A 25,591-nucleotide genomic window follows, 5' to 3' on the forward strand; every position below is an offset into this window, starting at 1 on the left:
GCACCGTGACAACGCTGATGAAGCTGATCGGCAAGCTCATCAAGACATTTGCACCCGAGCAATGCGCGAACTACTTTCGACATGCCGGATACGAGTAGTGACCCATATCAAGTGGAAACCGCTCTAGCAGCGCTGCTTAATTGCACCCGGGCACTCCGACGATCAGCATGAGGCAATCTCCCCACTTTCCCATGCTTGCGGGCGACGCCAGAGACCGTGCTCGGTTTGCCGTCAGCATCGTTTGGACGACGGAACGTTCGAGCGCTGGATCAACGTGCTCGCTAGCGAGAAGCGGCGCGCAAGTTTGCGAAATATCGGGTAGAATTGCGTCGAGAGAAGCGCCGCGAAGAGCGAGAGAAAGGACAGCGAAAGCGCCGCCGACAACGCTTTAGCATCAGCACGAACGAGCGCAATCGCGGAATGCAAGCGTTCTGGGCGATGCACGTGGAAGCGATGAACTGCAGCGGAATGGGCGTACGTGAATACCCGAGTGCGATGCCGGTCACGAGCCCCGGTAACACCGCCAGAAGGTCCGGCTTCGACCACGTGGAAGGCTTCCAGTAGCGCAGCGCGAACAAATCCATCGCGATGAACAATGGAGCGAGAAGGCCGCCGGCGGTGGGTCCATCACGATCGACAACAGCGGAATGCCGACAATTGAGAATCCGCCACCAAATGCGCCCCTAGACATCGAAGCCCCTTACGCTGATCGATGATCCCCTTAGTCCGGGCAAGTGGTTCTCGGCACACCCGAGAGTAGAAAATCGAAACGACGCGGTGGATCGATCAGAGTATGTTAAGTAACTTCCTTCGTGCAATGCCGGGGGGCTTGAAAGTGACGCGAGAATTCTTCGACCGGCAAAAGGAGCTTTGGGCCTACGTGCGCAGAAGCGACGTGCCCAACGAAAAGCTGGTCATCCTTGTCCACGGGTTTCGGGGAAGCTACCTGAGCACGTGGGGCGAGCTTGCAAAGTTTCTCACGCACAACGCGGATGCCGACGAGAAGCTCAAAACCTGCGACTACTTGTTTGTCGGCTATGAGACCTATTCGATCGACACCTCTCTGGCTATTGCGGGGATCGTGGCCTCTCAGTGGAAGAAAGCTTCGATGGGCCAGCCTCCATTCGACCGCAATAAAAATGTCGGGCTCGAACTGGGGGGACGATCGTCGGGCAGGTTCGTGAGTTCGTGACGTTACGACAGGTACCATTACCTACCCGCGGAGCAAGGATGCTTGCGGCGAGCGACGGTGTCTTAGCAGGAAGATCAAGCATTTTCCGACACACCCTCGTACTCACACACGATCAGCGTTAGTCAAATTTCATCACCTTTTGGCAACCCGTGGCCAACCACGTAACATTGCTAGCAAGAGCGATACGGCAAAGGTGATGAAGGATACCGCAAAACGCCGCCATACGGCGGCTTTTACGTTGGAGAGGGGCTTTCCGAATTTCCGAACGCCGTTACCCTTGGAGAGGAATACAATGTTCAGCCAGCCACACTCAGGGATCGCACTTCAATGATTGCTTATGGGTTGCGAAGGGTTTTGGGCGGGACCGCGCTCCGTGGGCTGAAGCGGCGATCCCTTGTCGCGCGATATATATGGGCGGTGTCTGGGCGTCGGCCAACCCGCGCGGTCGTCACTGCTTGCAGGGATGCACGTCACAACGCGTGCTCTGCTATGTGCTGCTACACGCATGGATGGCGAACAGTAGCTATTGTTCACTTTTTATTGGTCGCTCGGCTCTGTTCGTACGCATGCGAGGTCGCATCTGGTACGGTCCTCTCTTATGGATGCGACCTCAAGGTCAGTGACGATCCGTCGGCCTCGCTTTCGGCGCTCGGCAGAACCGGTCCCGTTTCGAGTCACGGAAGGTGATGTGCTGATCCTGCGGCAGTTGCTGCGCTATCGCTTCTTGAGATCCACGCACATTGCGACGCTCGTTGGCCGCTCACTTGATCGCACGAATGACCGACTGTGTCGGCTGTTTCACGCCGGATACGTCGATCGGCCGCGAGCACAGCTCGACTACCACCCCCCACCGCAGGGTCGGCGCCGATGGTCTACGCGCTTGGTGATCTCGGCGCGCAGTGTCTCACCTGGCACGGAACGAAGTTCATCAATCTGGAGTGGGGTCGGAAGACTCATGAAGCCGGCCGGCCCTTCATTGAGCACCAGCTGGATGTCGTTGAGTTTTACGTGTCGCTGATGCTGGCGACGCGCAGCCGAACGGACGTGCGGCTCATTCATTCCGAAGAGCTCATTGCGAGCTCGCCCGAAGACACCCGAAGAATGCCAAATCCCTTTTTGTTGCGAATCGGTGTTGCGCACAACGGAACCACTCACGAGATAGGCGTCATTCCCGATCTAGTCTTCGGTCTCATGTTTCCAGACGGCTCCCGCCGTTGCTTTATGGTCGAGATCGACCGCGGCACGATGCTGGCCACCCGCACGGATATCACGCAGTCGAGCTTCGATCGAAAGGGGCGAGCGTATGTCGCTGCATACGCCAATGCGCGCCACGCGGACCAGTTTGGATGGAAGACATTCCGGGTGATCGTGGTGACCACAGATCAACAACGTATGCGGTCGATGATCGAAGCGCTCCATAAACAGGATATGCACAGCGCCGGACCATCGCTGTTCTTCTTCGCCTTACAACGTGAGCTGCGATTGAACAGTCCGCTTGATCACGTTTGGAGGGATGGGAGCGGTCGTGCGGTCCGACTCGCATAGGTGCGATGCTAGCCCGTTGAAGTCGGCAGAGGCCAAGACTGCACCTGACGGCTCTTGTATGACAGACGCAGGCGGCGCTAGGTCTCGAGCATCCACAACGGCGTTGGCGCATACCATATAGATGCCTCAATAGATGCCTCATCCTATGCTGTTAGCCCGTCCGCTCGGTTAGGCAAAAAGCCGTGTGAACGAACGATCACGGCCCAGGTGTACGGCTTTTGGTGGATCTAGACGGCACCGCGTTTGCAAACATCGGATGGCGTGCTGACGAAGATCAGAAGTCGCCCGCACGGCCTCATTGGAGCGGAGGAATATCCGGACTGTTTCAGCTTTCGATGATGTCGGGATATAATTGGCCTATGACAATCTCAAGTCGCGTCGAGAGTTCCTTGATTTATGTTTTTATCATTCTCTATATAGGCTCCCTATTCATGCCTGCGGGCGAAATCCACTACCCGACCTATTCTGCAACTGCACAGGGATTTGTAACCAACGGTGGATACACCTCTTATACGGCGTTCGGGTACAAGATTTTAGAAGTCGGTTGGTTCGGAGCTCTCTTTGGCATGTTCGCGTGGTATGCAAACGTACTCGCGGTCGTCGCCTTTATTTGTGCAAAGGCTAATTCTTACAAAAAGGGAATGCTTTTTTCGATAGCTGCATTTCTTCTAGCTCTGCAAACATTTACTTTGAGCTACGTGCCAACGGAATTGACGAATATGGGCAATTGCGATGCCGCTTTCGCCCGCATGGGCACTGGTTCAGTATGTGGAAGGGTAAGCAGTCTTGGAATCGGCTTTTACATATGGCTCGCATCATTCATAGTTCTTGCTTTCTATTGTTGTCTTAAAATGCGTCACGCCCGCGTTGTCACCTAACAATCCTTCCTCACTCACTGCATCACACCGAGGCAACAGGCAGTTTAAGAGAGCCCGAAAACACGCCCGGGTTCCTACAAGCGAAGTCGGCGTGCCCGAAGAGCTAGTCAGATCAATTCATACGAATAGGAAGTCGCTTTGATGCAAGCTAGCGAGCTGTACGTGGGTCAGCGTTAGGGTGTCGCCGAGGAAATCAGTGATCACAGTGTTCTGACCACTTTGCTGAGCATGCGTCATCGCGGCAGTGACGAGGGGTTCCCCGAAGCCGGCGAAGAGCGCGTGGTCGAACTCGATCTGGTCGATATTCGGATTGAAATTGTTTATTGTCTCACTACCGGTCGGACCATCTTTAAACACAAACGTGTCGTGACCTTTGCCCGCGAACATAATGCTATTCGCGCCCGCAAAGAGAGTGTCGGTGCCGTTGCCTAGGATTATAGTGCTGTTTGGCCCAGCAGTTACGTGATCATTGCCGTCACCCACTTTGATCGAGCTATTTGCCCCGGTGGTCACCGTGTCGTTTCCGTTGCCGAGGGTTATCTTGCTGTTAGCCGCAGCGACTACAGTGTCGTTGCCGTTACCGGCGCTGATCGTGTTATTTGATCCACCGTAGACCTTATCATTGCCGTTCCCGGCGGTGATCGTCGTACTTACTCCGCCAAAGATTGCATCATTGCCGTTGCCAGCCTTAATCGTGTCGTTGGGTCCGCCAATTATCGTATCGAGTCCGTTTCCAGCGGACAGAATATCGTTGGCTCCTCCAATTATCGTGTTCGGGCCGTTACCGCCCGTAATGTTTTGGTTCTGAAGAAGGCTACCGTCGAGTGTCTCAGCGTTATTACCACCGATGAGCGACTGTCCGGGCGTGCCCACAATGTATTGCACACTGGGTTGCGTGATGGGCGCCTGAACCCCCGGATCTTGGTCAAATGTGAGATTGCTGACACGAAAGAGCTCGCCGATCAGTCCGATCGTACCTTGGTTGCCAACATAGAAGAGGTCGGTCTGACCATTGCCGAGACTAGCCCAGAAATAGTCTCTCAAATCGCCGTGAAGCATGACGGAACTAGCGGTTCCTGTTCCGCCATCCACGATATGCAGCGCGTCGCTCGCGGATGGCAAATCCCAAATGATTTGGTCGCCGGTGGCGGGGTTTGCGGTGTTGTAGCAAGCATCGTAGCCAAGGACGTAATTGTCGCCCGAATAAACGTTGACGGTATGGCTGCCCGGCTCGCCCACGGCAATTTGAACCGCTGGCTGATTTGCCGGATAAATCGTGTTGTTGACGAGCGAGACTGCAAAAGGCGTCGAATGGAATGGGCTAAGGTTGTCGTGCGCAAAGTCCGTAATTTTCTTTAAGTCCTGTAAGTAAAGCGTGGCAGAGTGCTCGGCAAAAGATGGGAGTGCTGAAACATCACTGTCGATCCGAATGTTCGTCCCTTCGCTAGATTTTGACTCGATTGATTTGAGAGTCGAGTAGACAGTCGGAGCGGCTGATGGATCAACAGTTGCAACCACACCGGCTATGGCAACAGCAGTAGCATCGATGAGAGCGGGATAATTCGACAGACTGCCGAGTATCGGTACTATGTCGTTCGTATGGATAAAGTTTTCTACTCGCGCATCGGCGCACGGATTCTCAACACCCGGGGCTCCGTCGGTATAACCCCTCAAGGCATACTGTGAGGTGTTTGGAAATTCGTTCAAAAAATAGTCGACGACCGGGGCGCCCAAGCTATGCCCGGACACGAGAACCTGCGCGATGCCGTTGCTTGCATCGTTTAGGTATTGATGGATCGCATGAATGAGAGGTGCGTATTTCGCATAGTGGGTCGCAAAATCGACGTAGTCGCCAAAGTCAGCGATCTGATCCGTGCCGCGAAAGACGACGGCCAACGTTTTCTGCCCATTGACTAAGCCCGTTAGCAGCATTGCATCTGCTTCAGGGTTGTTGCCCAAGAAAGCGTCGGACGTGTCGATTGCTTGATAGACGCCGTTGACGAAGGAATATTCCAAGGTGGAGAACTGCCCGAAATCGGCGGGCGCCATGCCGAGCTCCATTGCCGAGACAGCATGCCATCCACGCAGCTGTGCCGGACCGCTCTCGGTTGGATCACCGTTAGGTTGATAGGCGAGGGGGTCAGTCTGCTTGCTGCCGAGCGTCCCGTAGCCGGGATTGTTATTGTATACTTCGCTGGCTAGTTGCAGCATCTCGACCGCAACGCTGCTGTAATCTCCGTTGAGGTCCACATTGTTGGTAATCTGATTAGCAAGTTGGGCTTTTTCTACGTCGATCGTGTTTAAAGTAATTGCCGGGAGGAGGTGCGGTGCGGTGATTGTCGTTTGAGTCTGTGCCAATGCGTCAGTGCCGAATTGGACGGAAAACAAATAATCGTTCGGAGACCCTGGCAATTTCAGAATGTTCTGGTGCGCCGGATTTTGCTCAAATGAACTATGACCCCCGACTATCGTCTGAGAAGTGCTGCCGAACGGGAACCCCTGAAAGTTGCCAAAGGGTCCTGATTGGAAATCAAACGTGTCCTGGCCACTGCCGCCCATAATCGTATCAGAGCCGGGCGAGCCATAAACGATATCGGCACCATCACCGAGGGTGATATGATCGGTGCCGTCGCCTCCAGTGATCTGATAAGATTGTCCCGCCTTATCACCGGCAACGAAGGTCTTGGTTGGATCCCACAGTATCTGCGAAGTCAGCTGATATTGGCTTTGCTTAGGAAGTGTAACGACATCGTTCCCGCCTAGCCCCTGGAAGATCGATTGCGGGTTCGCGTCGATCGCCTGCTTCTGCGCGTCAGTCAGATGGTTGAAGTCGACCGTGTCGGCGCCGGAGGTAAATAGAGACGCTGTTTGCGCAGCCGTCTGAAAGACAAGGTCCGTTCCGCCTATACCGTCAGTTTGGATCTTGAATGCGTTGCCGCCAGTAGCGCCGGTGATGTGGTATTGAAATGTCGCACTAATTGTGTGGACAGTGAGCGTTGATCCATCAAACAGCGCACTCGTTGTCCTCGGGTCGATACCGTCGAGATCGACGATATCTCCGGGCAATAATCCGGATACTGTTCCCTGGAAACTTTCGGGATAGTCGAGACGCAAAGTCGACGTGCCGAAATTGAAATATGTTACCTGACCGGTACTGGTCAGTGGCGACGCTAGCTCCAGAGTGGAGCCAGCTATCGTTGCTGATAGACCGTTGCTCAGAGGGGAGTTGAGATACACTCCACCGCCGGTGACATCGATAACGCCGCCTTGTGGGGCCGGCTCCACGATCGGATTGAATGCGAACTCTTGGACATTCGTCGCTTGCAGAAAATGAGCGGTGTTGCTCTCACTGTTGATGATTAAACTACCAGCAAGCTCCGAAATGACGTAGTTGGACCTTGCAGCAGGAAAAATAGCGACATTAAAGCCATTGTCACCTCCCGTGAAGCTATCGAAATTGGGTGAAAATGGAATGCCGTCAACGTCATAGAACTCGTTAAGAGTATTCGATTCCCCTATAAAGAAGTCGCTGAATTGCGTACCCGCAACGTATTTGTTGTTTCCGTCGACTAGCGGAAAGTCGTTGATGTTTACTCCGGTGGCACGAAAATCGAACACGTGTGACACTATCTGTGAAGTGCCTGACTGGTCGAGAATGTTGTCGTAGAGAACGTCAACGCGTCCGTCGCCAAGCACGGCGACGCTGTCGAATGTGTGATCTGTAGGGTCGGTCGCCGTTGCGAGCACGTTTCCACTCGTGTCGGACCGAACAATGTGCGTCGCACTGTTATCGCCATATGTAAGAACGAAGATGTTGTTACTCTCGAGCTGCAGTCTCACCTTCTCCGGCGAAGAACCGACTATCTGGAATGTGTGCCGTTGAACAACGCCAACCAGCGGCTGGAAGATGGCAAACTCGACTTGGTTTCCAACGACGTTTCCGCTGCTATCTGTGATGCTCTCGTCCCACGCAATTCCGTATAAATTTCCGGGCGAAGCCTGTTGAACAAGGCTCAACGAGGCAGTGTTGAGTTGACCCGTCGCTGGGTCGCGCTGCAAAGCGATATGGTTGGCATCCCCAGGATAGGCGCTGAGATCCGGATCGATCCGGAAGGTGAACCCATTGCTCTTGAACGAACCGTCGAGATTGTAGCCATTTACAAGGATCGAATCGTGACCTGGAAACGAAAATGCAGCTGCGACGACATAGGCACCACCGGCTGCGGCGAAGGTCCAGTTGGGTAAGGATGTTTCGCTTGTAAATGTGCCAAGGTTCAGAGTTACGATCCCTGTAGAGGTGTAGTCGCCGGCACCATTGAAATTTGGATCGCCACTGTTGTGATTGAAGATATCGAAGCTGACGGAGTATGCACCGGTTGCCGGATTGTATTGGTCCCATCCAACGCCATACGAGCTCAGTACACTCGCGCTCGTTCTAAAGGGCTCGAAAATCGTGTTTTCGATCTTCCCGCTGAGCGGACCGGCTATCTGAGTGCTTGGTCCCGCGGATAGCGATCCATTTTCTCCCGTGACGAAGCTTTCTTTGATCGAGTTGTTGCCATTTGAGTCTTGGGTCTGGAAGACTGCGATCCCCTGCAAATCGCTCGGACCGGTGCTGGCGAGGACCAGATTTTGATGAAGCGGCGTTTGAAAAATCGTCGACGCATCCACGAACGCATAACCATCCGTTGAAGCTGACAAAGGGGCCAGCGGCAAGAAAAACGGATCGAGCTGAACGGCATAGCGGGAGAGAGAAACCGAGCCGTTGGGAGTGAACCCGTAAAAGAGTTCTAGCGTTCCGGTGGGGACATTCACTCTGAGAGAGGGAGGATAAAGGTGGGGTCCTGGGGTAGGTTGGGACCAGGGAAAAACGAAGGTCCCCCAATACGGGCTGGTTGTCATGACCGCTCCCTCCAAACGCGATAGGTGCTCGCTTCTTCGGCTTTGCCGCCCTCAAATCAACCGCTACGCGCAACGAATATAATTGGTACGCGCGCGGTTTTTGTCGCCCGTAGGCCTATGCCAGCTAATTCCCAGCTTTGAATTCAGCCGCAGGGATGCAAATTCGAGGCCGCTGCTGCGGTGCCTGCCGATGGCATTGATGCTGCCAGTTGGGAGAGCGGGACTTCGGTATGTCGCCGTTTTGTGGGCAGCTTGCGGCGCGCAATTGCGCCTGTCTCAATCTGACGCTCCTTTCGTCTGGGTGGCAAGCGGTAAGAAGCGAAAAGTAACGGCGCACTACCACGCAAAACGCAGCGCTGGCGTACTCGTAGGCGTCGTCAAGCTCCTCCCGGTCAAGGCCGGGGATCTATTCGGAGGTACTCCCAACAGGAGCCGCGGCGCGTTCAACGAATAGCAGGATGAGCGGTGTGGGTGCGCACGGCGTTTGTTTGCCCCGGTCGAGCCGGGCTAGCGAGACCCGCGGCAACGACTTTCGTAACCTGTTAGAGTCTTTGTTGTTTCCTCTTGACTTCTTGTTCTTGAAGTCGCCCGCATGAATCGTTTTGCGCGTTGCATATGTCTCCAACGCAGGCAGCTTTTCCGCCCGGTTTTGTCTCGCAGCTCTTCGGTCCGACGAAACAGTCCTGCGCGCCTGGGCGATACTTCGTACACCAAGCGGCGCAGGTTATTTTCCCTGCCGAACATGCCGCCGTCGCCGCATCTGCTGTCCCGAGCTTAAGCACCAGCAATGCCACTACAGCAATCCAAACTGTTTTCTGCATTCTATCCTCCCGTGGAACACTGCAGACAAGCAGGCGTACCACGGTAGCCTGAACGGGAATGTTGGGAAAGTCGCACAACAGGACCCATTCGTCGACTACCCGCCCCAATTGTCGACTGACTGAAAAAAGACGATCGCGAGCGCCGCTGCATCGAAGAGGCCCATTCGGCGGTCCTCGCTCATCCACGGTTTGCGAGGCGGCGGAACATATCGCTCGAACGCGGGAATGTGCTTCGCAATCAGCTCAGCCAGGCTACGCTTGTTCGGGCATCCGTAGCGCTCGAATGCGCTTCGGACCCGATCGCGCGAATATGCAAAAACGGGAACGTCTCGGTCTTTCGCGAGCACACTGATCGCGGCATTGAGAGTCGTGATCCACCGCGCTCGCTGCGTGCCTTGCTCGGACGTGTCCTGGATAACGAGGACATCAGGAGCATATCGATCAACAATTTGCGTGATACGCAGGCGACATCCGCGACATTTTCTCGGTCCGCGTATCTCGCGTATGCCCCAATCGAATGGCGATGCGTGGCCTTCGAACACCACGAATGCGAAACCGCGCGTGTTTATGTAAATTGAAAGAGCGAGCGCATGTTTATCGGCTCGCTTCATACGGCGCGATACATGCGCTTTCCGGCTCGCTCCAGTAATCTCTCCAGAAAGTCCAGCTTGAATTGCGTCGTGTTAGATGGGTTTCCTTGAAGCTCCTCATAGAGATCATTCGCGCGCCGAACCGTGACCTCATGGAGCTCGGACATCAGTGTGGGAAATAGCTCCGAAAGAGTTGTATCGAATAGCAGCGCGAAGATAATCGCGGCCTCAAGGCTCGGTCTGCGTCTAGCGCCCTCAAGCCGCGAAATTGCCGTACGGCACTTGATACCTATCAGGAAAGCAATCTCTTTCTGAGTAAAGCCAAAACGGCGGCGAAAAGGTCGTATGTATGATGTGAGGTCGTGGTTCATAGCGTGGTGGCCTTATGACAGGCACACACGCAATTATTTACCTGAGAACGCCTCAGTTCGAGACACGAGAAAGTGCCGACTCGTCACTCAAATAAAGGCCGGGCCCCCATTTTGGCTTTGACAATAGTGCCCGCGTTTCGATGAAAAGAGTGTGGAGCGGGACATGGGGACATGGAAAGTTCGCGCGGGCGTGCCGAGAGTCGCTAATTGTCGACATGCCGTAATCACCGCCACCCTATGGCGTATCTGCTACGTCCCCGAAGTCCCATGTCCCCTTCTGTATCCATCATTACGTTATCGGAAGACATTCACGCCGTAACGTTCGCACAGAAGCTCCACTTTCTCCGTCTCGTTCAGCGGAACGAACGTGCAATCGCTACGCTCTCGCCACGACATCTCGGCGTGCAGTGGCGTATCGCGGCAACTCGAGGTTCCGTAGTTTCCCACGGGTCGCCGAGAGGTTAGTTGCTGACACTCATTTGGACTACTACCACAACCGGGAGGCATTCATTCGCCCCTACCCGCGAATGCCAAGGGTTTCACAACGGTTGATCAACAACTTGGTGCGCTTCGGCGCATTGGGCCGGAACGGAAGCGATTGCTGGTATCGAAAGCCATCGCCTACACGGTAGAGTGCGCTTCCTAAAGACAAAATAAAAACGAGCCGATCTGTGTCGCGAATGTGACGCCAGCAAAGTGTTCACGTCGATAACATGGTCGCGCTGTCAGCCTCGATGAGCACTAAAGACCTGAGTTGCGTTTGCAAGGTATGCAGCATCCTGAGCGACTCCAAACAGCCGAAACCCGGATGGGCAGTAGAAAAGCCGTGAACGACCGGGTCAGCTCAACCTTAGCTAATAAGGCAATCGCACAAATGCCGCTCATGGGCGGCATTTCTGATTCTTGGAGTGTTGTACTTGCGGAAATGATGGGAGCTTGCCGCGGGGCGGGCCGCCCTTCACCTCAGAGGACGAACATAGGGGCTAGGGAAGCCTACCAGTTTCGGTAGTAACTTCGACTAAGGATCAGCGGTATTCTACAAATATCGAGCGCGGTGCGAAAGAATTCCGCCGGGCCCCTAAGAGCCGTCAAATGCTTGTTGCTGTGTTTGCGGTAGAGCAACCAACAAGGCCACCATAGCATGCTCAGCGCCGAGCAAATTGCGGAAGCCAAGACGCGGGTTCGCTGTCACGGACAAGACAATCCTCACGAACATGACGACTGCATCAGGATCGCATACGAATGGCTCGATGCGCAGACTACGACGAAGGGGTTCTTGAACCGTACCCACCCAATCAAACATTTCATCGAAAGGTGGGGCGGGAGATACGTTTCATCATCAGACGTGCAAGTTGCGGCGGAAATACACCCTCGTATCAAGGGCAAGTATCCTCATTTTAATATCAGTTCTCGCCTTACACTCCCCTCCGATCGACGCCTAGCAGATATTTCGGAAGCGAGAACACAAAGTTACCAACTTACGTCGGCGCACATCACGCAAACGTATTTTCGAATCGAAGAACCCTAGAACCATCATAATGGCGGCCCCAATCTGGTCAGGGCCAGCGAATGACAGCTTAGAAAGCAGAGAGGTTTGTCGTCGGCACCCGCTTTAGAGAGAGCTGGGGAATATTCAGTGCCTGGAGCTAGGTTACAAAACACCGGCGGGCGAGGCGACGCAGAACGCGACACGCGCACACAATCACCTGCGAATGCGATACAAACCGTCGCGGCGAACCGCGGAGGAGATCAGGTTATGGAGATCACCAAGTTCGGGCTCCCAGCCTTCATCGAGGACTTTCCGCCGAATAGTCCCGAGTATGCCAACCTGAGCCATCGTTGGACCATCAACGTCAACGGCTGGATCCAGCAGGCGACGCCTGACCCGGCCTACTACTTCTACAATCCACTCGACACTGATATCCCTTCGGGCACGGAGGCAGTGTTGGTCGAATGGGTCGCGTTTCCGGGCCGACTTGACCAGTACTATTCCGAGACGCCGCCGGTCAGTCCACCGAACCCATACAATCTCCTACAGACCCAGGTTTATGAACTGGCCGACACCGGCTATTACGATACCGGTCGCAAAACTTTCGAGAACATTCCGGCGACGCTCTGTCCGCAGGCCGATTGGAGCGGAACGCTGAAGACGTTCGGACCCTACGGCCCCCGTGGCTGGCTCGACGAATATTGCGAATGGTCGACGGTGCGCGACGGCGACGGCAATCTCATCCGCGTCGATTTTGCCTGCGAGAACCCTGAATACTGGAATACGATGTGGAAGGTGTCGCAGGAGCGGGTGCGCGAACTCTACGAACAGACGCTCAACCACGGGGCGTCAGTCGTGAACCAGATCAAGGTCACCCTCGACGACCTTACCCTGATGGATTCGAGTGGCAATCCCGTGATTGATCCCGACACCGGCAAGCGCGCTTACAATCCGCTCAACAAATGGAATTCGGGGCCGATTGCAACGCGCGGCGGCGCCAATCCGTATGGCGGGGTTATGCATCTCACCAGCACGCCGAATACTAGAGCGGTTTCCCTTTGATATGGGTCACTACGCGTATCCAGCATGTCGAAACTAGTTGGCGCACTCATGCCTAGCGTACCGGAACGTCGTACGCACAGCTATGTGCGACTTGATTGAGCGCGAACTTGAGAAGCTCGCCGGCGTGCCGAGTGAGCAGCTCCACGCAGAGCGCTGCGCACGATGCTCCCCGATGGTGCACGAAGCCTCCGCACCGCTGCATCAGGCATAGCCCGCTCGAAGGCTATCCGGCCTCAATTCCCATCTTTATGGAGACCTGCCTCTAAAGAGGGCTACACGAGGACCCATTGTCATCGTAGAACGGCAAGGGTGGTTTGGCAAACCTTAAAGCTGAACCGAGAGGCCCGTCTTTCTGTGGAAAGTGTTTCCTCTTCATCTCCACGAGCCAAATGAAAATCGATGCCATACTCGCCCGGAACGAGGCCTGCTCAATTTACAGTTTGTCGTCAGAGCATGGCTGCGAAACCCAAATGTCCGTTGGTGGTAGTTTCAGGCCGACGGAAACCGTCTCCTTCTTGGCCGCTGCGTGGGACAAAGGATGCGTACCTTTGCGAACGGCTGACCACGCCGAGCCCACCTGCACGTTGCCTGCTGGCAGGTTATCGCATCGAACGTCAGAGGCTTCGATGCTGCTCGTCAATTCCTTGTCGTCGCGTTGCCGGACCAATCGCCTTGGTGGTCCCAGCGACTCTTATGCGCTTTCTTTCCGATGCCTGGTTGAAAACCGCATGGAGTGTCGCGCGCAAGGGCGCCTGCGCGGCCCATGCACCCACAAAGGTGGAATCGGGTTCCAACCCTTCGAGGGTCCATTCCGGCATCGCTTGGCCGTCGAGCGATACCAGTCGAGGGACCTGGGTACGCGGCCACTCGATCTCGCAACGGCGAGGGCTGATGGACAGGCCGATGCCGGAGGCCTTCAGCACAGCCTCCTTGCAGGTCCACGTTCGCAATAGCGATGAGCGTCGTGCGCAAGGTGACAGCGCCCGCCAACGCGCGTGTTCCGATTCACTGAGCACCGCGATCGCCAAGGAACTGATGTCGCCTCGGCGATCGATCGGCTCGATGTCGACTCCTACGTCCCCACCGCGCGCGATGCCTATCAGGCATCGGCGTCCGCCATGCGACAGGCTGAAGTGGATCGGCGGCATGAAGCGCGGTAGGACGATGCGCGGCTTGCCGAAGCCGCCGGTGGCGAAGACCAGATCGGCGGCGCTGATGTGGACGTAGGCCTGCAGCACCTGCCGCAAGGCGGCATGCGCGACGATGTAGCGCCGGCGGCGTTCATCCGCCCGGTGCCCGGCCGCGACCATGCGCTCCGCATCGGAAAGCACCGGCAGCAGCCCGCCGGTGTCGCAGGCACCATCCAGCTCGACCAGCCACAGGTGCACGTCGCCGCGCGCGAGCGCAGGCGCGACATCGGCAGGTCGGGCGGTGGGCCACATCGCGTGCTGTCGTTAGCGAGGCATCGCGCGCAGCACCGGCCTGAGCGTCGACACCACGAGGTCGATTAACACCGGCAAAGACCTGCGAAAGTAGAAGTGGCCGCCGGGAAGCAGCACGGGCACAGATGCGTGCACGTGGCTTGCCCATCGCTCGAGAAGCTCCGGGCGCACGACGGGATCGTCCTCGCCGCCCACCAGGGTCGTCGGGCAAGCAAGGCGCACGGGAGCTTCGGGACGATAGGTCTCCAGGATCTCGACGTCCGCCCGCATCGGCTTGATCAACGCGCTCATCATCTCCCGGTCATTGGTCACCGCCTCGGGTAGTCCGCCGTAGTGGCCGATCCGGGCGATGAAGTCAGGGTCGGTCAGCCGCGTCGGTCGAACCGCGCCCGCCGAGGCATCCATCGGGACCCACGACGAGACGAAGAGGTGCGAGGGCTTGCGGCGAAGCTGCCGCGTCAGCTCGAAAGCGACTGCGGCGCCGAAGCTGTGTCCGAACAGCGCGAACGGACGGTCGAGGCAAGGCGCCATGGCTTCGAGCAGCTCCGCGATGAGCGCCGGCATGCTGCGGCAGGCCGGCTCGTCGATCCGTTCCTCCCGCCCGGGCAGTTGCACCGGCAGCACATCGATCTCGCGCGGCATGAGCCGGCGCCATTCTGTGAACGCTGAGGCGCCACCCCCGGCGTGATGGAAGCAGAAGAGCGGCAAGCGTGCCGCTTCCGAGACGCCTCCTAGCGGTAACCACGGCCCTGCCGGCGACCTCATGCTCGTGCACCGATCAGTTGAGGGCGAGCGCCTGCGCGATCACGCCTTGGATGAATGGGCGGTCCTCGACGACCCCGAAATGGGCGCCCTGCCGGGTCAGGAGATTGAAGGGCCCGTCCGTTAAATCCGCCCACGCCGCCGCGTCGTCATGGCTCACGTACTCGTCGTCCTGGCCGCGAAAGCTTGTGATTGGAATTTGCCAGGGCGTCGCCGGCGTGAAGACATACCGGCTCGCCATCTCGAACTCTGCGCGCACCACCGGCAGCACGAGCTCGCGAAGCTCGGTGATGGACAGCATCTCCACCGTCGCATCGATCCGAAAGTGCCGGAGGATCTCGGCCAGCACAGCATCCGGCTGGCGATAGCTCGGAAGCGTCGGACGGAACGCCGGTAGTTCGAGCAGCGACGAGGTCAGCCGCTTCTCGAAGGGCGCATCGCGGATGAGGCGATGCGGCGGGCGCGCCCCAGAGGCGAACAGGTGCAAGGGCACCACGCCCTCGCGCTCGACCAGGGTCCGCGCGACCTCGTACATCGTGAGGCCACCGATGCAGTGGCCGAAGAGCGCGACCGGGCGATCCAAATACTCCCTCAACTGCGGCAACAGGTCTTCCACAAAATCCTCGATGCGCGTCAACGGCGCTTCGTTGATGCGCGCCAAGCGGCCCGGAGGCTCGATGGCGAGGATCTCCGCATTGGGTTCGGCGCTCTCGGCCCACCCGCGATAGACGGCTGAGCCGCCGCCGGCGAATGGAAAGCAGATTAACCGATAGCGGGCATCCGGGTTACGTCGGATCTCCACCAGCCATCTGCCTTTCGATGCTTCGGAGTGCCGCGCCGTGGCGACGAGGACGGCCGGGGCGGTCCCGCCTTCATGTGTCGCGATCTGCGCGGAGTCGACATTGATCCTGGGCAGCAGCTCGTCGGCCAGCTGCGCCACGCTCGGCCCCTTGAGCATCGTCGCGGCGGCCACGCGCACGCCCAGGGTGGCGTCGAGCTGGTTGATCAGCGTGATTGCGATCAGCGAGTCCAGGCCGAGCTCGCGCAGGGGCTGCTCGGGGTTGATCCCGCCGGGGATCTCGAGGATGGCTCGCACGAGCCCCGAAACAACATCGACGAGCACATCCCTTCGGCTATCCGCAGGCGCCGCGGCCAGGCGCGCGAGTATGGCGCCTCGATCGCCCGAAGGCTGCGCAGACTGGGTCTTCCCGCGAGCCACCGCTTGCAGGAAGGGTGGCGCGCTGGGGTACTGCCCGGCCCACAGCGACCAGTCGGTGATCGAGACGACCGCCTGCTGGAGTCGCCGCGCCATGATGGCCTGCAAGGCCTCGATCCCCTCGTCCGCCGGTATGTACCGGGTTCCCCTGGACCTCCAGATAGCCTCGCCGCGTTTACCGGACTCCGTCGCCAGGCCGGTCTCGGCCCATGGACCCCAATTGATGACCTGGGCCGGCAACCCGGCGCGGCGGCGGTGCTCGGCCAGGCCGTCGAGGAACGCATTGCCCGCGACGTAGTTCACCTGTCCCATCGACCCCACGACGCTGAGCACCGACGAGAAGAGAACGAAGTGATCGATGTCCAGCTCTCGCGTGGCCTGGTGCAGGAGCCAGCCCCCTAGCACCTTGGGCTGCGTGACCCGGACGTACTTGTCCCACTCCATCTGCAGCAGCACGCCGTCGTCGAGCTGGCCCGCGCAGTGGAACACGCCCTTCAGCCGAGGCATGTCGCTTGCGATGCCGGTGAAAAGGGCGCTCACGTCATCGGGACGCGCGATGTCCGCCGCCTTGACAATCACCTGCGCTCCCTTGTCCTGGAGCTGCTTCAGCGCGGCGGCCGCGGCCTCGCCGGGAGGCCGGCGCGCCGTCAGCACCAGGTGGCGTACGCCGTGGCGCTCCACCAGCCAATTCGCCACGACAAGCCCCAGAGCGCCTAGTCCACCGGTGACGAGATATGTGGATTCGGCATCGAAGGACGGTTGGATGACATGGTCGCCATCCGCGGTCGATTGCTCCTGCACGAGTCGGGGCGCGTAGCGCCCGGCGGCGCGCAATGCGATCTCCATTTCGCCATCGCTTCCAAGTAATTCGCCGACCAGGCCGTCCACGTCGCCATCGTCGCCCAGGTCGATCATGCCGCCCCAGAGTTCCGGGTGCTCCAGCGCCGCGACTCGGCCAAGGCCCCAGAGCGATGCGTGCAGCGGATCGCCCCCCGTCGCCTGGGGCTCGGGCGACTGGCTCGCGCGCGTGATGATCCAGACCCGCGGCACTGGCTCACCGCTCTCGGCCCAGGAGGCCAGCATCTTCATGACCTGCAATGCGGTGCGGCAGCAATGCGCTTCGGCCGCCGCTATCTCCTCGACGCTCATCTTGGCGGAGGTCTGCACATCCAGCGCGTGCATCAGCACGACGCCGTGCAGCCCGCCCGGCCGCTTCGCCGCCTTGCGGATTGCGTTGTCCGGATCCGCGGCTTTCTTCCAGCGCCGCGGGTCCTGCACCGTGGCCGAAAGATTCTGCTGGCCCAGTCTCTGGGCCAGCACTTCACCCAGCCCGCCCGGGTCGCCGAGGATGAGCCAACCGTTCCTCGGCTCGGCCGCCAGCGCTGCCAACGCCGGCTTCTCGATCCATTGCACAGCGTAGAACGACTGGACGATAGAAGTGGCACTTTCAGGGGCGATGACCCGCTGCGTTAATCGCCTGACGTTTAGGCCGGCCATGAGCGCGACCGCAGTCCCGTCCTCAGTGAAGATCCTGATGTCGACGGTGAATCCGGTTTTTCCGCCATCGCTTTCGCGTAGGCTGCAGACCACCCACGCGCGATCGACGCCGGAGCGATAGATCTCGAATCGCTCGATCGAGATCGGCAGGTAGGTGCCGTCGGATCCCGGCGGCAGGTGGGCCAGGTCCCGATAGTCCGGAATTAGCGCGGGGTAGGTGTGCAGGCAGGCGTCGAGCAGCGCGGGGTGCAGCTCATGCGCCGATGCCCCCAGGTGTGCTGGCAAGGCAACTCTGCCGACCACGGCCCCTTCGCCCTGCCACAGCTCGGCGATCCCGCGGAATCCCGGGCCGTATCCGAAGCCGAGCGGCTCGATCGCGGCGTAATAGTCCTGCGGCGCCACCGCCCGCATGCGTTCGATGCCCAGCGACGTCGCAACAGGCCCCGGCAAGTCTTCCATGCTGCGCGCCTGCAGAGCCTCGATGCGCCCAGCCATGTGCTGCTGCCATTCGCCTGTATGGGCAGGATCGAGGCTCGCAATCTCGGCGACGAGGCCACCGCCATCGCTGGACAGCAATGCCTGGACCACAAGCGAGCCGGCATCGGGAATCACCATCGCCGCCCCGTAGGTGAGCGAGATGACGGCAACGGCCGCTGAGCCGAGGCGCATCCGTGCGGCCTTAGTCAACGCCACCAATCCTGCCGTCAGGGGCAACACGGCATGGCCGAAGATGCGGTGATCGGTCAGCCAGGGTAGCCGGTCCAGGTCGTACACCGTCTCGAACTGCCAGGCTGGCAGCGGCGACTTCAGGCGCTGCCCCAGCAAGCCTTCCTGTCCCGCGGGCGCGGGCCGGTGCACGCGCTCGATCCAGTAGCGCTCGCGCTCGAACGCATAGGTAGGACCGGACACCCGGCGCCGCGCATACGCTGCATCGAACCCGCGCCAGTCGACTGGGGCACCACTGCGCCACAACGCGCCCACCGCCTGCGCGAGTTGGCTCCATTCCCTGTCCTTGCCGATGGAGCTCAGGTAGCGCCGCTCGGCTCCGCCCGCGTCGCCGAGCGTCTGCTGCGCCAGCGACACCAGGGTGGAACCGGGCCCGATCTCAAGGAAGTCGACGATGCCCATCGCAGCCAGCGTGCGCATGCCCTCGACAAAGCGCACCGGCTTCAACGAGTGCTCGCTCCAATGGCGCGGCGTCGGCGCGTCGATCATCTGCATGCCGCTCAGGTTGTCGATCAGCGCGAGCTTGGGCGTATTCGCCGCGTGGCTCGCGGCAAGCGCCTCCAGGTCGCCCAGGATCGGCTTCATGAGGGGCGAATGGAATGCATGCGAGACGGTCAGCTGCTTCGTCTGCACGCCCGCTTGCGCGGCCAGCTCAAGCGCCTGCGCGACCGCCGATGCCGTACCCGATATGACGGTGTTGTCGGGCGAGTTGTAAGCCGCGATGCTGAGGTGGCGTCCGATCTTCCTGCCCAGCAGGGCTTCCACGGCCGGGCCGTTGGCAAACAGCGCAGCCATTGCCCCGCCCGCCGGCAAAGACTGCATCAGCCGCCCGCGCGCGAGGATCAGCGCGAGCGCTGACCCGAGTTCGTAGACGCCGGCCACACAAGCCGCGACATATTCGCCGACACTGTGCCCGATGACGGCATCCGGCATGATGCCCCATGACTGCCACAGCTGCGCCAACGCCCATTCCACGGCGAAGAGCGCCGGCTGCGTGTACGCGGTCTGGTGGATGAGCTCGTGCCCGCCGAAGATGATCTCCAGCAAGGGCACCTCGAGATGCGGCCGTGACAGCGCTTCGCAGCGTTCGAGCGCGGCGCGAAAGACGGGCTGCGTGCGAAACAGTTCCGCGCTCATCCCCGAGTACTGCGAACCCTGCCCGGTGAACAGGAACGCCAGCGGCCGCCGCCCTGCGCGGATACCCATGGCGTGGGGGGCGACCGGCGTCAGTTGTTCGACCAATTGCTCGCGCGTGCTGCCTATGGCCGTGAAGCGGAAGTCCAGTTGAGCCCGCCCCGTAGCCGCGGTGTAGCACTGATCCGCCAGCAGTTGGCCCGACTTGCTGATGTGCTGGCGCCAGCGCTCGATCTGGCTTCGCAGGGCGGCTTCCGAGCGGGCAGACAACGGCAGCACATGCAACGGGCGATCCGCTTCGGGTGCGAGGCGGGGTACCGCCGGGGGCGCCTCCTCGAGGATCGCGAACGCATTCGTCCCGCCGAGCCCCAGCGCATTGACGGCGGCCAGCCTGCGCGAGCCATTGCTCGGCCAGTCGCGAAGCTCGGTGTTCACGAAGAACGGTGTTTCCGCAAAAGCGATCTTGGGATTGGGCGTCTTGAAGTTCAGGCTGGGCGGGATCTTCCCGTGATGCAATGCGAGGGCGACCTTGATGAGGCTGGCCAGGCCCGCGGCCTGCTCCAGGTGGCCGAGGTTGGTCTTGACCGAGCCTATCGCGCAAAAGCCGGTCCGCGTCGTGTCGGTGCGAAACACGCGCGTCAGCGCCTCGATCTCCAGTGGATCGCCGACGACGGTCCCGGTGCCGTGCGTCTCAACGTAGTCGATGGCCCCCGGCGCCACGCCGGCCCGGTCGAACGCCTCCAGCATCGCCTTCGCTTGGCCGCTCACGCTTGATGCCGTGTAGCTGATCTTGGCCGCGCCATCGTTGTTGATTGCCGAGCCGCGGATGACGGCGTAGATGTGGTCGCCATCGGCGACTGCGTCCTCCACGTGCTTGAGCAAGACGGCCGCGACTCCGCTGCCGAACACGGTTCCCTGCGCGGCAGCGTCGAAGGCCCTGCAGTGTCCATCGGGGGACTGTATGTCGCCCTCGCGGAAGTAGTACCCGCCATGGTGAGGCACCCGAACGCACGCCGCGCCCGCGATGGCCATGTCGCACTCGCCGCCCATGATGCTGCGGCAAGCCAGGTTGACCGCCACCATCGACGTCGAACAGGCAGTCTGCACGGTCAGGCTCGGGCCCGTCAGGTCGAGTTTGTACGACACCCTCGTCGCGATGAAGTCCTTGTCGTTGCCGATGTGCTCCACTCCGCCGGTCGAGCCCTGCAAGCTCGGGTTCGAGGCGAAATAGCTGCTCACTAGGCCGCCCGCGCCGGCGAAGACGCCCACCGCCCCGTCGAAGCCTTGTGGCCGGTACCCGGCATCCTCGAAGGCTTCCCACGCGACCTCGAGGAACAGGCGCTGCTGCGGATCGGTGACGCGAGCCTCGCGCGGTGAATACTCGAAGAACCCGGCGTCGAAACGATCAAAGTCCGCGACCACCGGGGCAGCCCTCACGTACTGCGGGTCGCGCAGCACGGCTGGATCCACGCCCGCCCTCAGCAGGGCGTCGTCGTCGAAGAACGTGATCGACTCGACGCCGTTGGCGAGGTTGCTCCAGAAGGATCGCCAGTCGCTTGCCCCGGGGAACCGGCAGGCGATCCCAATGATCGCGATGCCCCTCTCGCGGGCAGGCTCCGCGGTCATTGCCGCGACTCCCTTTTCTCGCGCCGGCTCTGGCTTGCGCGCTGCGCGTCGACGAGTTCCTTCACGTCGTGGGCCTGGCCGCCGTTGGCATCGAACAGCCGCCGATAGGCGCCCACAAGGTCATCAACGGTGCGCACCGAGGTGATTGGCACGAGCTTCTGGAACGGATCCGCGCCGAATACCGACTCGAGCTCGAACACGAGCTCCGCCAGGTCCAGCGAGCGTAGCCCCAGGGTCGCGTTGAGCTTGTCGTCGCCCTGCAGGCTCTTCGCGGGAAGACCCCGAAGCTCCATGATGCGGGTGATGGCGGCATGCACCAGGCCGTTCACTTGCGCCGCTGCAATTCCTTCGTTCAGCATGTAATTCCTCCGTCCACCACGATGACTTGGCCGGTCACGAAAGCCGCCTGATCCGACACGAGAAACTGGACGACATTCGTTATTTCACTGATCTGCGCCATTCGCCCGAGTGGCGTGCGCCGGACTATCCGCTCGCGCGCGGCGTCGCTGAGCTCCTTGACCATGTCACTTTCGAAATAGCCGGGAGCCACCGAATTGACCCGGATGCCGCGCGGGCCCAGCTCGCGTGCGAGGCTTCTGGTCAGGCCATCAACCGCCGCCTTGGTGGCGCTATAGACCGCGACGCCGGTATGGCCGCGAATCGCATTCACCGAGGAGACGTTGACGATGGATCCCCGGTTCGCGCGAATCATCCACTTGGAACAGGCCTGCGTCAGCAGCACCGTCCCGCCGAGGTTGAGCGAGATCGTGCGCTCGACGTCGGCCTGCCGCATCAGGGCCAGCAGGCCATCGGCGCCGACGCCTGCGTTGTTGACCAGTGCGCCGATGTCGCCCCACTTGCCACCGATCGCGCCGACGAAGTCGTGGATGGCGGCCGCGTTGGTGCCGTCGACCTGCTCCCAATGGAAGCGGTCACGCTGGGCGGGTTCCGTGGCAAGCGCCTGGATCTGCGGCGTGGGCGAGCGACTGAAGGTCGCGACCCGTCTGCCCGAGGCCAGGAAGGCGCGAACCAGCGCTAGACCCAGGCCGCGACTGCCGCCGCTCACGATGACGGCCTCGTCGTGTATCGCGCTCATTGCGCTCCCTCGGCCGAGGCAAAGCGGTTCTTCTTGAACCGGTCGCCGTGATGGTCGACGTCGCTGATGTTGATCTTCACCGGAACCTTGTAACGTTCGAGCCGACTTTCGCAGAAGCTGCGCAATCGCGATGCCGCGACTGTGGTGTCTTCCGGCGCGATCAGGCTCACGCGCGCTGCCACCACCTGCCCGGTGATCGCGTTCGCCTTGGCCGATACCGTCACGTCGCGCACGTTGCCTGCTGCCAGCAAGACGCTCTCGACTTCGTTCGGATAGACCTTCTCTCCGCCCACGTTGATGATTTCCGAGCGTCGTCCAAGGACACGCAAGTACTCGCCATCGGTCTCGACGATGTCCTGCGTGTTGAACCAGCCCTCGGCGTCGAAGGGCGATGCGGCGTTGAGGTATCCGAGCATCGCGGAGCTGGAACGGATCCAGAGAACGTCGTCGACGATCTTGTGCTCGAAGCCCTCGCTGCCGAGCTTCATCCACAGCGAGTCCGAGCTCTTCGATTGTGTGGGCATGATGCCGAGCTCGGACAGGCCGTAGGTCTGCTTCAGTTTGATGCGTGGAAACGCATCGTGCAAGGCTGCGAGCGTCGTCTCGGGCATCGGCTCGGTTCCGTAGGTAATCAATTCAAGCGAGGAAAGATCGTACTCCTTATAGGCCTCTGATATGAGCAGCATGTTGAGGAACGTTGGACTGGTCGGAAGCAACTGCACGCGATGGCGCTCGATGGCTTCACACACCGCGTTCGGTGTCCGGCTCGCGGGCGTCACGACGGTCCCGCCCTGGCCGAGGACGTTGAGCAGGGTGTTGATGCCGCCGATGTGGTCCAGCAGAAGGAAGGCGAGTGTCGTGTAAGTGCGTCCAGGCTTCTGTCGCAGCCTCGCGGTGAGCTTCTCGAAGTTCAGCAGCGACGCCTTGCTGCGGCCGGTGGAACCGGAGCTAAATAGGATCAGCCCTGGTGCGCCTTCGCAGCCCAACTGGGTGATCAGTTCGTGCCGCTGCGACGGCACCGGCCGCTCCTCGAATGTCCACCGGTCGTCCGGCAGCAGGACGAAGACACCTTCGACCTGCCCGGCCTCCAGGTATTCCTCTGTCTTCGCAGCGCTCGACGACGACAGCGGCACCACGATGGCGCCTATCGCGGCGATCGCGAGAAGTAGTGCGCAGGCTTCGCCGGAATAGTCGCTGCGCACGGCAAGGACCTGCCCCGCGCGGCATCCCAGCTTTGCCAGTTGTGCTTGCCAGTCACGCATCCGCGCCGCAAATTCGTCGTAGCTCATGCTCACGTCCGAGGTCACCAGGCAATGCCGGGTTCCAAACGACGCGAGAAGAGTCCTGAAGTCCGTTGACATCGCGCTCTCCTTGGAGGAGTGAAGACAAGCCGATCTGGCGGGCTCAATCGCGCGACCAGCCCTGCGCCGCTCGCAGAAAATGCCTCGCACTCGCGTCGGCCAATTCTGGCAAAATGCCGTCGTATCCGCCGGCAGCCGACAGCATTGAGCGGTACAGGTCGAGTGCCGATTTCTGCGCATCGACGACCATCGTGATCCATGCCCGGGAATTCGACGAAAGCACCTGGACCATGTCGTGGAATTCGCTCATCAACTGGACGTACTGTTGATATCGCGCGCTCGCACTGTCGACGGCCCGGAGGTGCTTTAGCTTGCTTTCTTCTTTGCCTATCATGTTTGTCTCGATAAATCCGGTTCAGGCGGGGGCCGAGCCTATTGAGCAGAAGAATCAGAGTAACCTCTCAGTTCTTGCAGCTTGCGCAAGCATCTGACCTCGTTTCCGCAAGATCGCCGAGCAGCGTTCGTGAGGTGCCTTGCCCTCATGCTCGCTCGAACACGGTTGGGCAACGCCGTCCTTTGGGCACGCAGCTAATGGTGATTTCGCGGCGCCGAAACCTTCATCTCGCCCATGTGGGTACAGGAGCAGAACGAGGCGCACCGCCAAGTGCCGAAATAGAACTACGAGGTGGTGCATGTCCACGGCATACTCTGGGTGCGCGATGACAAGCGTATCGTGCTCGTTTGGTGGCACGCCTAACGGTGCCACGAGGCGGCGAACTAACCCGTCCTATTCGTGAGAGTGCTTTTTTGGCCCGATTGATGCGGCCGCACATCTTGTCTGACGAGGCGCACAGGATTGCCTTCGGCTTTTCGCCGCCTGACGACCGGTACTTTGCAACGCGCTTGAGGGATGGGGTGGGCGAACGGGGGCGCATGCCCCTCCGCTCAAGGACCGAGCGGCAGCAGCGCGCCTGGCAAGCAGCGGAACAGGTCGGCTTCCGGAGAGGCCGCAGCGAACGCAAGACGGCGCCCGGCGGATGCGTACTGCCACCAGTCGAAGCGGCAATATCCCTTATCGAACACGTGGGTTGTGCCCGCCTGGACAGGGACATGGCGACCGATCTCGATGTCATTGACGTTCGCATCCGTCACCTCGACACAGTTCGGGACATCGCCCTTGGGATCGTAGACCATATGCAGCTTCATGCCACGGTTGCGGCCGTTCCACGCCGCCCAGGTGCTGAGCTTGCCCAGCGGGATCGGACTGGCGTCGATCAGGCGCACCATATCCTGGCCTTCGCTCCGCAACTGCCGGCTCGCCATCGCCGATAGTCTGGCAAAGGTTTGCGCAAAACGCCGGACGGGCGGAGGGCATTGGCATCCGACAGCGTTGAGCGGGACAACTTGCCGGTGCCCAGATTATAGTGGTGCTGAGGATTGGCGTTGAAGCCGGCCACCACAGCACGCAGGCTGTCGTGACTGCTCAGCTGCGCATAGATCAGCGCCACCAGGTGATCCCAGCTCCTGGACGATTTGTCGTAGGCATCCCCGTCCAGACGATCCACAGCCGTCTGAAACTGCCGTCGATTGATTGGTTCAAGGAGCCTTCCAAAAATGCTATCGTGGAAGCGCATGCTCCGCCTTCTGTGTCTCGACAACCAGAAAAGGCCGATTTGCCTCGGTCTTGCCGAGCATGCACCGCGACATAGTGAATTATTTCCCGGACAGCCCTGCTCTGGTCGGGAAGAAGTGACTGGCTGTGCTGCAAAAGCAGACACCCGAATTCTTCTTAGCCGCCGGCCTCTCCACACATCGAGCTAGCCCGTCTTATTCATCAGCGGCTTGTTGAGAGGCTGGCGAGCGTGGCGTAAGCCGCTGAGGTGGCGTAGGATTCGGTTGCTGACACCCACCCTCCGCGCATCCGGGCCGCCACACTCGCCA

General features: G+C 59.9%; 14 protein-coding genes and 2 pseudogenes. 4 read left to right on the forward strand and 12 right to left on the reverse strand.

From position 1 onward, the window contains the following. Window positions 1–482 precede the first annotated feature (482 nt). Window positions 483–685 (reverse strand): annotated as a pseudogene (locus AC066Y_RS40475) (sulfite exporter TauE/SafE family protein); the annotation flags it as partial. A gap of 150 nt (window positions 686–835) precedes the next feature. On the opposite strand from AC066Y_RS40475, the gene AC066Y_RS40480 reads away from it, so the two are divergent. The 3 genes from AC066Y_RS40480 (at window position 836) to AC066Y_RS40490 (ending at window position 3,615) form a co-directional block, all read left to right on the forward strand. Then, window positions 836–1,192, forward strand: coding sequence for a hypothetical protein (locus tag AC066Y_RS40480; protein WP_478278718.1), 357 nt, complete (start codon window positions 836–838; stop codon window positions 1,190–1,192). 786 nt (window positions 1,193–1,978) lie between these two features. Continuing rightward, window positions 1,979–2,737: a replication-relaxation family protein gene (locus AC066Y_RS40485; protein ID WP_478278719.1), complete on the forward strand. Its 759-nt coding sequence runs from the start codon at window positions 1,979–1,981 to the stop codon at window positions 2,735–2,737. 389 nt (window positions 2,738–3,126) lie between these two features. Further along, window positions 3,127–3,615, forward strand: coding sequence for a hypothetical protein (locus tag AC066Y_RS40490; protein ID WP_478278720.1), 489 nt, complete (start codon window positions 3,127–3,129; stop codon window positions 3,613–3,615). Window positions 3,616–3,732: 117 nt separating this feature from the next. On the opposite strand, the gene AC066Y_RS40495 is transcribed toward AC066Y_RS40490, so the two are convergent. The 3 genes from AC066Y_RS40495 to AC066Y_RS40505 form a co-directional block, all read right to left on the reverse strand. Further along, window positions 3,733–8,517, reverse strand: coding sequence for a hypothetical protein (locus tag AC066Y_RS40495; protein WP_478278721.1), 4,785 nt, complete (start codon window positions 8,515–8,517; stop codon window positions 3,733–3,735). 916 nt (window positions 8,518–9,433) lie between these two features. After that, on the reverse strand, window positions 9,434–9,949 hold the full coding sequence (locus AC066Y_RS40500) for a hypothetical protein (RefSeq protein ID WP_478278722.1): 516 nt from the start codon (window positions 9,947–9,949) through the stop codon (window positions 9,434–9,436). Continuing rightward, complete coding sequence (locus tag AC066Y_RS40505) at window positions 9,946–10,299, reverse strand: helix-turn-helix transcriptional regulator (protein ID WP_478278723.1); 354 nt, start codon at window positions 10,297–10,299, stop codon at window positions 9,946–9,948. Before AC066Y_RS40505 ends, AC066Y_RS40500 begins: the two co-directional genes overlap by 4 nt. A 1,756-nt stretch (window positions 10,300–12,055) precedes the next feature. Here AC066Y_RS40505 and AC066Y_RS40510 point away from each other — a divergent pair. Then, window positions 12,056–12,850, forward strand: a complete 795-nt coding sequence (locus tag AC066Y_RS40510; RefSeq protein WP_478278724.1) for a hypothetical protein — start codon at window positions 12,056–12,058, stop codon at window positions 12,848–12,850. 614 nt (window positions 12,851–13,464) lie between these two features. On the opposite strand, the gene AC066Y_RS40515 is transcribed toward AC066Y_RS40510, so the two are convergent. The 8 genes and pseudogenes from AC066Y_RS40515 to AC066Y_RS40550 form a co-directional block, all read right to left on the reverse strand. Next, window positions 13,465–14,292, reverse strand: a complete 828-nt coding sequence (locus AC066Y_RS40515; RefSeq protein WP_478278725.1) for a 4'-phosphopantetheinyl transferase family protein — start codon at window positions 14,290–14,292, stop codon at window positions 13,465–13,467. Between the two features lie 12 nt (window positions 14,293–14,304). Next, the gene (locus AC066Y_RS40520) at window positions 14,305–15,057 is read right to left on the reverse strand and encodes a thioesterase II family protein (protein WP_478278726.1); all 753 of its coding nucleotides are present in this window, start codon (window positions 15,055–15,057) and stop codon (window positions 14,305–14,307) included. 13 nt (window positions 15,058–15,070) lie between these two features. Further along, window positions 15,071–21,253 carry a type I polyketide synthase gene (locus AC066Y_RS40525; protein ID WP_478278727.1) on the reverse strand — a complete coding sequence of 2,061 codons (6,183 nt, stop codon included), beginning with the start codon at window positions 21,251–21,253 and terminating at the stop codon, window positions 15,071–15,073. Next, complete coding sequence (locus AC066Y_RS40530; RefSeq protein ID WP_478278728.1) at window positions 21,250–21,612, reverse strand: hypothetical protein; 363 nt, start codon at window positions 21,610–21,612, stop codon at window positions 21,250–21,252. The genes AC066Y_RS40525 and AC066Y_RS40530 overlap by 4 nt, the downstream gene beginning before the upstream one ends. Then, window positions 21,606–22,349: an SDR family NAD(P)-dependent oxidoreductase gene (locus AC066Y_RS40535; protein ID WP_478278729.1), complete on the reverse strand. Its 744-nt coding sequence runs from the start codon at window positions 22,347–22,349 to the stop codon at window positions 21,606–21,608. The genes AC066Y_RS40530 and AC066Y_RS40535 overlap by 7 nt, the downstream gene beginning before the upstream one ends. After that, window positions 22,346–23,710 (reverse strand): ANL family adenylate-forming protein, encoded by a 1,365-nt coding sequence (locus AC066Y_RS40540; RefSeq protein ID WP_478278730.1) that lies wholly within the window; start codon window positions 23,708–23,710, stop codon window positions 22,346–22,348. Before AC066Y_RS40540 ends, AC066Y_RS40535 begins: the two co-directional genes overlap by 4 nt. 43 nt (window positions 23,711–23,753) lie before the next feature. Next, entirely contained in the window at window positions 23,754–24,044 is a 291-nt protein-coding gene (locus tag AC066Y_RS40545; protein WP_478278731.1) for a hypothetical protein, read from the reverse strand. A 653-nt stretch (window positions 24,045–24,697) separates the two neighbouring features. Beyond that, window positions 24,698–25,284, reverse strand: a pseudogene (locus tag AC066Y_RS40550) (DUF4372 domain-containing protein); the annotation flags it as partial. Window positions 25,285–25,591 lie beyond the last annotated feature (307 nt).

It is taken from the genome of Bradyrhizobium sp. USDA3010 (assembly GCF_056429065.1).